We start from the raw sequence: 11,745 nt of genomic DNA on the forward strand, positions 1-11,745 counted from the left end.
CGCTCAGCCCGCCGTCGGCAGCTTGAGGTTCGGGCAGTTGGTCTGGAGCCACTTGTTCAGCGTCTGGATCGCGGTGGCGAACTTGGTGATCGTCGCCTGGTCGCCCTCCGACACCTTGCCCGACGAGACCAGCCCGTAGCCCTTGGCGACGTCCTGCATGGCCGGCTTCAGATCGGCCGGGGCCGCGTCCGCCAGCGCCTCGAACCGCTTGATCAGCTTGGCCCGCAACTCCGGGTCGTTCTGGGGCTGATTCCACTTGCCGAGATCAACCCCACCGCCGCTCTCGACCGCCGCGCAGAAGCCCTCGGCGGAGCCGTCGCCGGCAGTGTCCACCTCCGGGGCCCCGGACGTGGTCGGGACAGAAGGCGCGGACTGCTGGGTGGGCTGCTTACCGGCATCGGTCGAGCCGGAATCCGAGCAGCCGCTCAGCGTCAGGGCCAGACCGGCCAGCACCGCGCCGGCGGCCAGATGGATACGTCGCAACGTCATGAGAGTGGTCTCCCCCGAGGGTGGTGTTCGCGTCCTTCCACTCTCCGGGGGAGACATCTCACCGGTCTCTCACGACCATTTCACGCAGGCTGGATGGCCAGCTTGTGCCGGAAGACGTTCCGCGGATCCCAGGTGGACTTGATCTGCTGCAGCCGCGGGTAGTTGCCCAGGTAGTACAGGTCGTGCCACGGCACCCCCGACTTGTTGTACGCCGGATCGGCCAGATCGGCATCGGGATAGTTGATGTACGACCCGGCGTTGATCGCGTTCGGCACCGGCACTCCCCCGGTCTCCCGATAGATGGCGGCGTACGCCGATCTGATCCAGGCCAGGTGCTTGGCGTCCTCCGCCGCTTCGGTCCAGCTCACGGTCATCACCATCTTGGCCATCACGTCGCGCTGGGCGGTGGCGGTGGCGTCCGGTGCGACCGTGTTCACCTTGCCGCCGTACGGGACCAGCAGGATCGAGGTCTCGGCCGCGGTGTTGTTCGCGTCGTTGAGCTGCGCGTGAATGGTCTCGATCTGCGCGTCGGTGTAGCCCTTGCGCAGGTAGCCGGCCTTGAACTTGCTCCGCGTCGTGCCAGGCCCGGCCGCGATCGAACGCTGGATCGTCGTGAGCATGAACGGTCCCGCGTCGCCGCCGTACACCTGCGGCGCCGGGTCCAGGCCGGCGATCATCGCGTCGGTGAACTTCTTCAGCAGCCCGGCCGCATCGGGGACCGAGGCGTCCAGCTGGTTCGACATCAGGAAGTTGCCGACCGACGACGGGGTCGGGATGAACGGGCTGTACAAGGTCGCGTACGGCGAATCGGCGGTGTTGTGCTTCTCCAGGAAGTCGAAGAAGTTCCGGACCGCGCGGACGAACCCGGCCTTCCCGAGCGTCTTCCAGTCGTAGACGATGATGTTCGACAGCAGCTCAGAAGGGGCCTTGGGCAACGACTCCGACGGGTCCCGCCCGGTCGCACCGGCGGACCGCATCAGGTAGCGGGTGACCAGGCCGAAGTTCCCACCACCGCCGCCGGTGTGCGCCCACCACAGGTCCTGGTAGGCGTTGTCGCGGGTCGCGACCACCGAGCGAGCTCGGCCCTGCTTGTCGACGACGACCACCTCGACGCCGTACAGGTGATCGACCACCGAGCCGTACTTCCGCGACAACGGCCCGTACCCACCCCCAGCAAAGTGACCGCCGACCCCCACGCCCAGACAACCGCCGGCCGGAAGCGTCACACCCCAGCCGTAGAACAGATCCTTGTAGACCTTCTCCAGCGTCGCACCGACCCCGATCGAGAAGGCCCGGTAGCGCTCGTCGAAGCTGACGTCGTCGTACGTCGACATGTCGAGCAGCACCTGGACCTCGCTGGAGTCGACAAAGTCCTCGAAACAATGCCCGCCACTGCGGATCGCGATCCGCTTGTTGGCCCGTACGGCGTCCTGGACAGCCCGTACGGCGTCCTCGGTCGACTGGATCACCCGGGCGTACTCGGGCTTGGCGGTGAACCGCTTGTTCTGACCGCGCTGCACGAGGTCGGCGTACCGTGCGTCCCCCGGCCGGATCTTTTCGCCCAGAACTCCAGCGGTGACAGCAGAGGCGGTAGCGGTGCTGGTGATCGGGACCGCGAGTCCGGCTCCGGTCGCGGCGGTACCGGCCAGCAAGCCACGGCGGCTGATTGGCATGACGTTCTCCCCACTTCGTTCGGCTGGTACGAACCTACGAAGATTCAAGGTCCGCCCACATCAGCCATCTGGTGGAGCAACGACATCACCTATCCGGTGTACAACCTCGCCAACGGCTCACCCACGAACACCCCGCCGAGTGCGCCGATCAGCATGAACGGGCCGAACGGCACCATCTGCTTCCGCGTCATCACCCTGGCCACGATCAGCACGATCCCGACCACCGCGCCGAGGAAGAACCCGCCGTACAGGCCACTCGCGAACTCACCCCAACCGAGCCACCCGAGCGCGATCCCCAGCAGCCCGGACAATCGCACGTCGCCGAAACCGACCCCGCGCGGAAACACGAACCACAGCAGGTAGAACACCCCGAACCCGATCAGTCCCGCGATCGCAGCCCGCCGCAATGAGCCCCACTCCCCCGACACCAGCGCCGCTGCGACCAGCGCGACCCCGACCACGCCGTACGACGGCCAGATGATCGCCGACGGCAGATACCGCGTCCGCGCGTCGATGTACCCGAGCACCGCACCGGCCACCGCGAGCAGCAGCCAGGCGGCCAGCGCGGAGTCCGTGCCAAGCACCCAGCCGAGCAGTCCGCCGGAGACAGCAGCCAGACCACCACACCAGTACGCCGCGCGCGGGCCGGCGAGGTCGGCGTACCGGATCTTGGTGTCGCCCTCTTCAAGTACCGGCTCGGGGATGTGTCGCATCAGCCATGGACCGAGGACGAACGCCGCCGGCCCGCAGAGGACTACCCCGGCCCCTGCGGCGAGCAACGCGTTGTCAGCCGGCACGATCCTGGAGCCTAGACCGCCTCCGGAACAGGGCAAAACCGCCACCGATCAGCAGGGGCACGCCGAGCAGGATGGCGAGCGTGCTCGGCCTGGCCTCGTTGCGGGTGACGTACCTGACCTGCTGGAACGGCTCGTCGGTCGCAGCTTTGGCGAAGGTGAAGTCCGAGGTGATCCGGCCGGGCTCGTAGTAGGTCACCCTGAACGTGGTCAGGTAGTCGGCCGGAGCCAGCAGCGCCGGGTCGTTGGCGCGACCGGCATAGATGAGCTCGGGCTGCTGGCCTGCGACCGGAAGCGCAGTGGCGTCGACGCGATACGGAGCCGCGACGTGCACGGCCACCGACTGAGCTGTGGTCGCGCCTTTGCTCAGCCGCATCGGGTACACGATCTTGTCCGAGGCAAACGTCAGCCGCAGCGGCGGCGTCGCGCCGGTCAGGCTCTCGCCGGCCGACTTCGGGGTCAGCTTCACCGCGACGATCTCCCAGCCCTCACGCACGTACGGCGTCAGGTTGGCACCGAGCGTGTCCGGTACGACGTACTGGTTCGTCCGCAGCCAGTCCGTCACCGCGGTCGCGCTGTTGCCACCCAGGCGGGCGATCTCGAACGGGCCGAGCGTCATCTGCTCGCGAACACTGACGCCGCCGGCAGCCGTCGGCGCCTCGCCCGAGCCGTACCCGTCCCGGTCGAACGGTGCGAGACCGCGGAACGGCCAATAGGTCGTGCGCTTCACCACCTTCGGCGCGGTCAGCTGCTCCAGCCGCCTGAACAGTTCGGCGTCACCCAGTTCGACTTTGGCCGGATTCGGGACCGGCATGATCCAGGCCGCCTTCTTCGACGACCCATCGATCGCCATCGACAGCGTGATCTCCTCGGTCCCGCGGCCGTCGTACCGCACGAGCGCCTTCTCACCGGCCGCCCGCGCGCGCGACTCCACGTCGGTCATGTATCCGCCGCAGGCACACGCCCAGGCCGGCGTCACCCCGGCCACGACAAACCCGAGCGCCAGCACTCCCGCAATGACCCGCCACAACTTCATGGCGGGAGACTAGCTACCCGAAGGTGTACGAAGTGCGGAAAAAGCCTTGCGGGTCGTACTTCTTTTTGACTGCGCGCAACCGGGGCAGGCTGCTGCCGTAGTAGGTCGCGACGCCGCGGCGGGCCTCGACGTAGTTGGCGTAACCGCCGGCCGAGAACGAGCGGACCGCACCGTGACCGTGGTCGATGAAGGTCTGCGCGGCCTTGAGCTGTGCGGATGACGGGTGCGCTGCCGTCCCGACGTACCACTGGATGACGCCGAGCGCGGACCGCCACGGCCAGGCCGCACCTCCGGCCGGCTGTTTGGCGGCCTGACCGCCGAGCGGGTCGATGATCGCCGCGGCCGGAGTCTTGGCGCGCGCTGCGGACTTGACCGCACCGATCAGCGCGTTGATGGACGACGCGTTCATCGGCGCGCGCAGTACGTCGGAACCGGCTAGGAACCCGGTACGCGGGCTGGTCGTTCCACCGCCGAGGTACTTCACCGCCTCCATGTGCGTCTTCACGGTGATCGAGCGTGTGCTCGCCTTCGAGCCGACGAACGACTCCAGTTGAGCAGCTGCCGCGGCCGCGTTGCCGGTGGTGGAGATGCCGAGCACGTGGACCGACACGGTTCCGTTGCTCTTGGCATTGAGATGCAGGTTGCCCCACGCCGTACTCGGAGCCTTCTGGATGAACTTCTGCCAGCCCGCGACGACAGCGGCCGCGCGAGCCTCCGGCCAGGTCAGCCGGAAGAACCCGAGTTTCGGGCCCGGGATCGTCGCGAACTGGAACGACGTGACGACGGCCAGGTTGCCACCGCCACCACCACGCAGCGCCCAGAACAGATCCGGGTCGGACTTGGTGTTGATGACGCGCGCCTTGCCGTCGGCGGTGACCACGCTCATCCCGACCAGCCGGTCACAGGTCAGGCCCCAGGCACGGGTGTGGATCCCCATCCCGCCGCCGAGGGTGAGCCCGGCGACACCGACGGTCGGGCAGGTCCCGGTCGGCAGCGAGCGGCCGTATTTGTCGAGGAACGCATGAACGTCGTACAGGCGTGCTCCGGCGCCGACGGTCAGTACGCCGTTCTTCGCGTACGTCATGCCGCGCAGCGGACCGACGTCGAGCTGGATGCCCTTGCTGATCACGGATGCACCGACGTACGAGTGACCGCCGCCCTTCGGCACCAGCACGAGTTTGTTGTCTCGGGCGAAGTTGATCGTGCTGATCACGTCAGCGGTCTTCGCGGCACGGACGACCGCGGCCGGCTGCACCGAATCCCAGCGTGGGTTGAAGAGTTGGTGGGCAGCGGCGTACCCAGGCGTCGACGGCATGAACAGCTTGCCACCCTGGAGCGATCTCGACAGCCGGTTCCAGTTCGGTGCGGCGGTGGTCTGTGCCAGCGCTTCCGGAGCGGCGGTCAGGGCGATGGCGGCAACAGCGCCGCCTGCCTTCAGAACGGTACGACGGTCAAGCTGGCTCACGATCGTTGAGCTCCTCACGCGCAGCGGCCCTCATGGCCGCCAGCGGTGCGGGCGACCTCTTGGTCATCATCTCCACTTGGAGAGTCGCCTGGTGCACAAGGAGATCAAGCCCGTTCAACAGCTCTGTACCGATCCGGTGCGCCGCGATGGCGAGCTGGGTCGGCCATGGGTGGTAGGCCACGTCGAACACCACGGGGGCGACGTTCGCGAAGTGGTCCGCCCATGGATCGATTGCTCCACCAGGCACTGTTGAGACGCACAGATCGAACCCTCCGGTTCGCTCGATCTGGGAAAAATCCGCAACCGAAGTCCGGAGTCCCAGTTCGGCGGCGAGGTCGAGCAGCCGGTCGGCCCGCGACGGATCGCGGACGACGACGGTCACCTCGCTGACTTTCATACTCCGCAGGGCTGCGAGCGTCGACGCTGCCGTCGCTCCTCCGCCCACCACGAGGGCGGAGTCGGCCACCGTGATGCCGCGCTCGGCGAACGCGTTCACCAGCCCCGGTACGTCGGTGTTGTGCGCGGACCGCGATCCGTCGGCCTCGAACAGCATCGTGTTCGCCGCCCCGATCAGCTCGGCCACCGGGTCGACCGTGTCCACGAGCTCGAGGGCGACCCGCTTCAACGGCATCGTCAGCGACAACCCCCGGACGTCATCACCCAGCGACGCGACGAACCCGCGCAACTCGTCCTCGGCCACCTCGAAGGCGTCGTACTGCCAGTCCAGCCCGAGCGCGGCGTACGCGGCCCGGTGCATCGCCGGCGACAACGAGTGCGCGATCGGCGACCCGAGCACAGCACAGCGGGTCATCGGTCAGCACCGGCCCTTGTTGGCGGCACACCACGCTTGCAGCTTGGCCACGTTCGCCTGGTGCTCGGCGCCCGTCGTCGCGAAGGCCGTCTCGCCGGTGTCCAGGTTGACCAGCGTGAAGTACATCCACGGGCCCTTCGCCGGGTTCACGGCCGCCCGCAGCGTGTCCTTGGTCGGCGAGCTGATCGGCGTCGGCGGCAGGCCCTTGAACTTGTAGGTGTTGTACGGCGAGTCCGAGTTCCGCTGTTCGTTGGTGGTGAAGACACCGCCACCACGACCGACCGCATAGTGCACGGTCGAGTCCATCTGCAGCTTCATGTCGGCCTGCAGCCGGTTGTAGATCACCCGGGCGACCTTGGCGTAGTCCTGCTTGCGGTTGGTCTCGCCCTGGATGATGCTCGCCACGATCAGCGCGCGGTACGGGTCCACGTCGCCACGCTGGGCGGCCTTGACGAAGTCCACCGCGGCCGCGTTCTTCGCGTACTCCGCGGTCATCTGCTTGATCATCGAGGTCGCGGTCGCACCCTTCGGCACGTCGTACGTGCCGGGGAAGAGGAAGCCTTCCGGGTTGCCGTTCGCGTACGCCGGCAGTCCGAGCGTGGCCGGTTTGCCCATGGCGGCGGCCACTGCACCGGCCGGCAGCTTCAGCTTCGGGGCCTCGAGGATCTTGATCACCTCGGCCTTGGTCTTACCGGCCGCGACGCTGTACCGCAGGACCTTGATCGACTCGTCCGTGTTCAGCATCAGCTCGAGTGCGGCCTTCGCGGACATGTGCTTGCGCAGCGTGTAGGTCGCGGCCTGGATCTGCAGTGAGCGACTGTCGTTGCGGGCCACCCGCTCGAACGCCTTGGCGCTCTTGACGACTTCCTTCTTCTCCAGGGTGTCCGCGATCGACGAGTTGCTCTGGCCCTTGGTGATCTCGACGGTCACCACGCCAGTGCCTTCGCCCTCGTAGTCCGGGGCCGCGAAGACCTTCTCCAGCGCTTCCTTACCCTTGCCGAAGCCGACCACCGCGCCGCCCACCAGGGAGCCCACGACGAGCAGCGAGATGAGCACCGCGAAACAGCCGAAGCCGCGACGGGCGCGCTGCTTGCGGCGGTTCTGGCGCCGCTCGAGGCGGCTCTCCGGACGCAGCCCGAGGTCCAGGTCGTCGTCGTCCACCGTCGGTCTCGTCACAAGGCCCTCCCCGGTGGGTTCCCGGTCTCCCGCTCGAGGTCGAGCGCATGTTGCAGAATCACGACCGCCGCGGCCTGGTCGACCACGGCCCGCCGCTTGGCACCCTTTTTCCCACGCTCGCGCAGCATCCGCTCGGCGGTGACCGTGGTGAACCGCTCGTCCACCAGCCGCACCGCCAGAGCCGCGTTCCCCGCCTGCACCAAGTCCTGCACCTGCTTCGCCGTCTCCCGGATCTTCACCGCGGCCGGTCCCTCACCCCCGGACAGGGAGCGTGGCAGACCGATCACGATCTCGAACGCCTCCAGTTCGGCGGCGAGTGCGGCGATCCTACCCAGATCACCGGGCCCCCGGCGGATCGTCTCCACCGGGGTGGCCAGGATTCCGTGCGGATCGCTGCTGGCGACGCCGATCCGGGCGTCTCCGATATCCAGTGCGATCCGCACGCCCCGTCTCATGGTCAGCCAGTGACGAGCTGGCCGACGGTGTACTCGACAGCGGCCAGCGCAGCGTCGGCACCGGACGCGTCCGTGCCGCCACCCTGCGCGACATCGGCCTTGCCGCCGCCCTTGCCACCGAGCTTCTCGGCCGCGACGCGCACCAGGTCACCGGCCGACAGCCGCCACTCACGGGCAGTGTCATTCAGTGCGATCACGATGCCGGGCTTGCCGTCGTTCACGCTCAGGACCGCCACCACGGCCGGCTTGTCGGCCGCCATCCGGCCGCGGACGTCGAGGGCCAGCTTGCGCAGGTCCCCACCGTTCACACCGTCGGGAGCCCGGTGGCCGACGTACTGGACGCCGAAGACGTCGCGCGGCGCTGCGGCCAGCTCGGCACCCATCGCCAGCACCTGACCGGCGCGGACCTTCTCGAGCTCCTTCTCCGCCGCGCGCAGCCGGTCGGACAGGTCGGCGACCTTGGCCACCAGCTCCTCCGGACGGGCCTTCAGGTTCTCGCTGAGCAGCCGGACGAGTGCGCGCTCCTTGCCGAGGTAGCGCAGTGCCTCCATGCCGACGAGGGCCTCGACGCGGCGCACACCGGCGCCGACCGAGGACTCGCTGGTGACGGTCAATGCGCCGACCTGCGACGAGTGCTTCACGTGCGTGCCACCGCAGAGCTCACGCGACCAAGGGCCGCCGATCTCGACGACCCGGACCTGCTCGTCGTACGTCTCACCGAACAGCGCCAGCGCGCCCCACTCCCGAGCCTCCGGGAGCGTCATGTACTGCGCCGCGACCGGCAGGTCCTGCCGTACGGCGAGGTTCGCGACCTCTTCGATCTCGGAGCGAGTGGCCTGGTCCAGCGCCGAGCCCCACGCGAAGTCGAGCCGCAGGTAGCCGGGCTTGTTGTACGAACCGCTCTGCAGCGCGTTCGGGCCGAGCACCTGACGCAGCGCGGCGTGCACGACATGCGTGCCGGAGTGCGCCTGGCAGGCCGAGACCCGCCACTCGTGATCGACCTCGGCGTGTACGTCGAGGCCCGGGCGCAGGACGCCCTCGACAACCTCGACCTTGTGCACGATCAGGCCCTTGACCGGACGCTGAACGTCGAGCACCTTCAGCTTCACGCCGTCGGCCACGATCAGGCCCTCGTCGGCGATCTGGCCACCGGACTCGGCGTAGAACGGGGTCTTCTCCAGCACGACCTCGACGGTCTCGCCCTGCTCGGCCGCGTTGGCGACCACACCGTCGCGGAGCAGACCGCGGACCCGCGAATCGGTGGTCAGCTCCTGGTAGCCGGTGAACTCGGTGACGCCCGACTCCCGCAGCTCGCGGTAGCCCGTGGTGTCCGCGTGACCGGCCTTCTTGGCCCGCGCGTCCGCCTTGGCCCGGTCGCGCTGTTCCTTCATCAGCGACCGGAAACCCTCGGTGTCGACGTTCAGCCCCTGCTCGGACGCCATCTCGACGGTCAGGTCGATCGGGAACCCGTAGGTGTCGTGCAGCTGGAACGCCTTCGCGCCCTCGAGCTGGTGCGCGCCACCGGCCTTGGTCTCCTTCACGGCCAGGTCGAAGATCGTCGTACCGGCCGTCAGAGTCCGGCGGAACGCCTCCTCCTCGGCATACGCGACCTGACTGATCCGGCCGAAGTCGGCCTCCAGCTCCGGGTACGACTTCTTCATCTGCTGCAGGCTGACCGGCAGCAGCTCGACCAGGCTCGGGTCCTCGTAGCCCAGCAGGCGGACCGAGCGGATCGCACGGCGCAGCAGCCGGCGCAGGACGTACCCGCCCTGCTCGTTGCCCGGGGTGACGCCGTCGCCGATCAGCATCAGCGCACTACGGACGTGGTCGGCGATGACCCGGAACCGGACGTCGTCCACCTGGTCCACGCCGTACTTGCGGCCGGTCAGCTCCGAGGCCTGCTCGATCACCGGGAAGATCTCGTCGATCTCGTACATGTTGTCGACGCCCTGCAGCAGGTACGCGACGCGCTCGAGGCCGAGACCGGTGTCGATGTTCTTCTTCGGCAGCTCACCGAGGATCGGGTAGCCGTCCTTGCCGCCACCCTCGCCGCGGATGTTCTGCATGAAGACCAGGTTCCAGAACTCCAGGTAGCGGTCGCCCGCCTCCCAGTCCCGGTCCGCGCCGAACTCCGGCCCGCGGTCGATCAGGATCTCCGAGCACGGGCCGCACGGGCCGGGGATGCCCATCGACCAGAAGTTGTCCTTCATCCCGAGCCGGACGATCCGGTCGTCGGGCAGGCCGGCGACCCGCTTCCAGATGTCGATCGCCTCGTCGTCCTCGTAGTACACCGAGGCGTAGAGCTTGGACTCGTCGAACCCGTAGCCACCGTCGGCCTGCGACTTCGTGACCAGCTCCCAGGCGTACTGGACCGCCTGCTCCTTGAAGTAGTCGCCGAAGGAGAAGTTGCCGTTCATCTGGAAGAACGTGCCGTGCCGGGTGGTCTTCCCGACCTCTTCGATGTCGAGCGTCCGGACACACTTCTGGACACTGGTCGCGCGCGCGTACGGCGGCGTCTGCTGGCCGACGAAGTACGGCACGAACTGGGCCATCCCGGCCACGTTGAACAGCAGGTTCGGGTCCGGCGACGGCAACGGCGCACTCGGCACCACCGTGTGGCCGCGGTCCTCGAAGTAGCTCAGGAACCGCCGCCTGATCTCACTGGTTTCCATGGTGTTACCGGTAGTCCTCACGTTCGTTCGCCGCCGCGTCGATACCCAACGCGTCCTTCAATTCTGCTTCGCGCTCCGCCATGCCCTCACGGACCTGGTCTCCGAAGTGCCGGACCGCCGCGGCCAGTTTGGCCGCCGACTCCTGCACGGACTCCGGGGCGAGCACCTGCGCCCGCTTCTTCAACCGGGTCACCGCATAGACACCCACGGCGATCCCGACGATCAGCCAGAAGATTCGCTTCACCGCTTCCGCGCCTTCCGCTCGGCCTTCATCTCGTCCTTCACCCGGCGGCTCACGTCCTTGCGCTGCTGCTCACCGAGCGCCCGGCGCACGCCGTACGTGAACGCCGCCGCCTTCACCAGCGGCCCACCCGCGGTCGCCGAGAACAGCGACACCAGCGCCGCCGCGTTCGTGGTCACCGTGGTCGCGTTGTCGGTGATCGTGTCCACCTTGGCCAGCTGTGCGTTCGTGGTGGCCACCGTCGTGGTGACCTCACCCAGCAACGGCACACTGGAATCCGAGACGCCCTTCACCATGATCCGCGTCTCGTCCAGCACCTTGCCGAGCTTCAGGATCGGATAGGCCAGCAGGCCCACCAGAATGAGCAGCGCGCAGGCCGCTATCAGCCCTGCGACTTCACCGACGCTCATGGAAAACGATCCACCTTCCGTTGCGACCACGTGGACCGCACGACCCTATCGCGCGCCCATACCGCACAACCGTCCAGGACACCATCCCCCACATAACAGTCCCCCACCAAACCGGCCCTAGAGTGAGCGGGGTGGCGATCGAGTACACGTTTCAGCTTTGTACGGCGACGCCTGCTGAGGTGATCAGCCGGCTGCTGGTGCCGGAGGTCTGGTACCTCACGACCCACAAGACCCCGACCGGCCTGCGGATCACCGTGCACCCCGACAGCCGGCCGAACCTGGTGCTAGATGAGCCCGAGATCAGCGTCGGCTTCCGGCTCGACAAGTTCGAGGAGCCGGGGCCGCAGTACGACGAGATCGCGCGGCACGTGATCGCCGTACTGACCGCGGAGGCGGGCGACGCCGTACTGCAGCAGGACTTCGAGCGGATCTTCCTGCTGCGGCGGGGCACTCAGTTGGTGGTCAGCGAGTCGTTCTGGGCGCCTGAGCTACTGCCATAGCCGTTCGAGCGCCGGGCTGCGAT

The 11,745-nt window shown here is 67.9% G+C and carries 12 protein-coding genes; 1 reads left to right on the top strand and 11 read right to left on the bottom strand.

The features are described from left to right. Window positions 1–3: 3 nt before the first annotated feature. The 11 genes from E1261_RS04020 to E1261_RS04070 form a co-directional block, all read right to left on the bottom strand. The gene (locus tag E1261_RS04020; RefSeq protein WP_132401996.1) at window positions 4–489 is read right to left on the bottom strand and encodes a hypothetical protein; all 486 of its coding nucleotides are present in this window, start codon (window positions 487–489) and stop codon (window positions 4–6) included. A gap of 80 nt (window positions 490–569) precedes the next feature. Continuing rightward, window positions 570–2,162 (bottom strand): FAD-binding oxidoreductase, encoded by a 1,593-nt coding sequence (locus E1261_RS04025; RefSeq protein ID WP_132401999.1) that lies wholly within the window; start codon window positions 2,160–2,162, stop codon window positions 570–572. Window positions 2,163–2,251: 89 nt separating this feature from the next. Then, window positions 2,252–2,959 carry a prepilin peptidase gene (locus E1261_RS04030; RefSeq protein ID WP_238175994.1) on the bottom strand — a complete coding sequence of 236 codons (708 nt, stop codon included), beginning with the start codon at window positions 2,957–2,959 and terminating at the stop codon, window positions 2,252–2,254. After that, window positions 2,949–3,992 (bottom strand): DUF2330 domain-containing protein, encoded by a 1,044-nt coding sequence (locus E1261_RS04035; RefSeq protein ID WP_132402004.1) that lies wholly within the window; start codon window positions 3,990–3,992, stop codon window positions 2,949–2,951. Before E1261_RS04035 ends, E1261_RS04030 begins: the two co-directional genes overlap by 11 nt. Window positions 3,993–4,005: 13 nt before the next feature. Then, window positions 4,006–5,457 carry an FAD-binding oxidoreductase gene (locus E1261_RS04040; RefSeq protein WP_132402007.1) on the bottom strand — a complete coding sequence of 484 codons (1,452 nt, stop codon included), beginning with the start codon at window positions 5,455–5,457 and terminating at the stop codon, window positions 4,006–4,008. Next, window positions 5,444–6,268, bottom strand: a complete 825-nt coding sequence (locus E1261_RS04045) for a shikimate dehydrogenase (RefSeq protein WP_132402010.1) — start codon at window positions 6,266–6,268, stop codon at window positions 5,444–5,446. The genes E1261_RS04040 and E1261_RS04045 overlap by 14 nt, the downstream gene beginning before the upstream one ends. A 3-nt stretch (window positions 6,269–6,271) precedes the next feature. Beyond that, window positions 6,272–7,444 carry an endolytic transglycosylase MltG gene (gene mltG / locus E1261_RS04050; protein ID WP_132402013.1) on the bottom strand — a complete coding sequence of 391 codons (1,173 nt, stop codon included), beginning with the start codon at window positions 7,442–7,444 and terminating at the stop codon, window positions 6,272–6,274. Then, window positions 7,441–7,887, bottom strand: a complete 447-nt coding sequence (ruvX, locus tag E1261_RS04055; RefSeq protein ID WP_338033907.1) for a Holliday junction resolvase RuvX — start codon at window positions 7,885–7,887, stop codon at window positions 7,441–7,443. Before ruvX ends, mltG begins: the two co-directional genes overlap by 4 nt. Window positions 7,888–7,901: 14 nt before the next feature. Then, complete coding sequence (gene alaS / locus E1261_RS04060; protein ID WP_132402019.1) at window positions 7,902–10,571, bottom strand: alanine--tRNA ligase; 2,670 nt, start codon at window positions 10,569–10,571, stop codon at window positions 7,902–7,904. A 4-nt stretch (window positions 10,572–10,575) separates the two neighbouring features. After that, window positions 10,576–10,815 carry a DUF6167 family protein gene (locus tag E1261_RS04065; protein ID WP_132402022.1) on the bottom strand — a complete coding sequence of 80 codons (240 nt, stop codon included), beginning with the start codon at window positions 10,813–10,815 and terminating at the stop codon, window positions 10,576–10,578. Further along, a complete protein-coding gene (locus E1261_RS04070; protein ID WP_132402025.1) occupies window positions 10,812–11,222 on the bottom strand; it encodes a DUF948 domain-containing protein in 411 nt (136 codons plus the stop codon). Before E1261_RS04070 ends, E1261_RS04065 begins: the two co-directional genes overlap by 4 nt. A gap of 131 nt (window positions 11,223–11,353) precedes the next feature. Between E1261_RS04070 and E1261_RS04075 the strand changes: the two genes are divergently transcribed. Then, window positions 11,354–11,722 (top strand): SitI3 family protein, encoded by a 369-nt coding sequence (locus E1261_RS04075; protein WP_132402028.1) that lies wholly within the window; start codon window positions 11,354–11,356, stop codon window positions 11,720–11,722. The last annotated feature ends 23 nt before the right edge of the window (window positions 11,723–11,745 follow it).

It is taken from the genome of Kribbella albertanoniae, assembly GCF_004348455.1.
GTDB lineage: Bacteria > Actinomycetota > Actinomycetes > Propionibacteriales > Kribbellaceae > Kribbella > Kribbella albertanoniae.

Excerpts from the sequence above, each read along its gene's own strand:
- E1261_RS04035 (WP_132402004.1), bottom strand. The coding sequence starts at position 3,992 with ATGAAGTTGTGGCGGGTCATTGCGGGAGTGCTGGCGCTCGGGTTTGTC.
- E1261_RS04070 (WP_132402025.1), bottom strand. The coding sequence starts at position 11,222 with ATGAGCGTCGGTGAAGTCGCAGGGCTGATAGCGGCCTGCGCGCTGCTC.
- alaS (WP_132402019.1), bottom strand. The coding sequence starts at position 10,571 with ATGGAAACCAGTGAGATCAGGCGGCGGTTCCTGAGCTACTTCGAGGAC.
- E1261_RS04020 (WP_132401996.1), bottom strand. The coding sequence starts at position 489 with ATGACGTTGCGACGTATCCATCTGGCCGCCGGCGCGGTGCTGGCCGGT.
- E1261_RS04045 (WP_132402010.1), bottom strand. The coding sequence starts at position 6,268 with ATGACCCGCTGTGCTGTGCTCGGGTCGCCGATCGCGCACTCGTTGTCG.
- E1261_RS04025 (WP_132401999.1), bottom strand. The coding sequence starts at position 2,162 with ATGCCAATCAGCCGCCGTGGCTTGCTGGCCGGTACCGCCGCGACCGGA.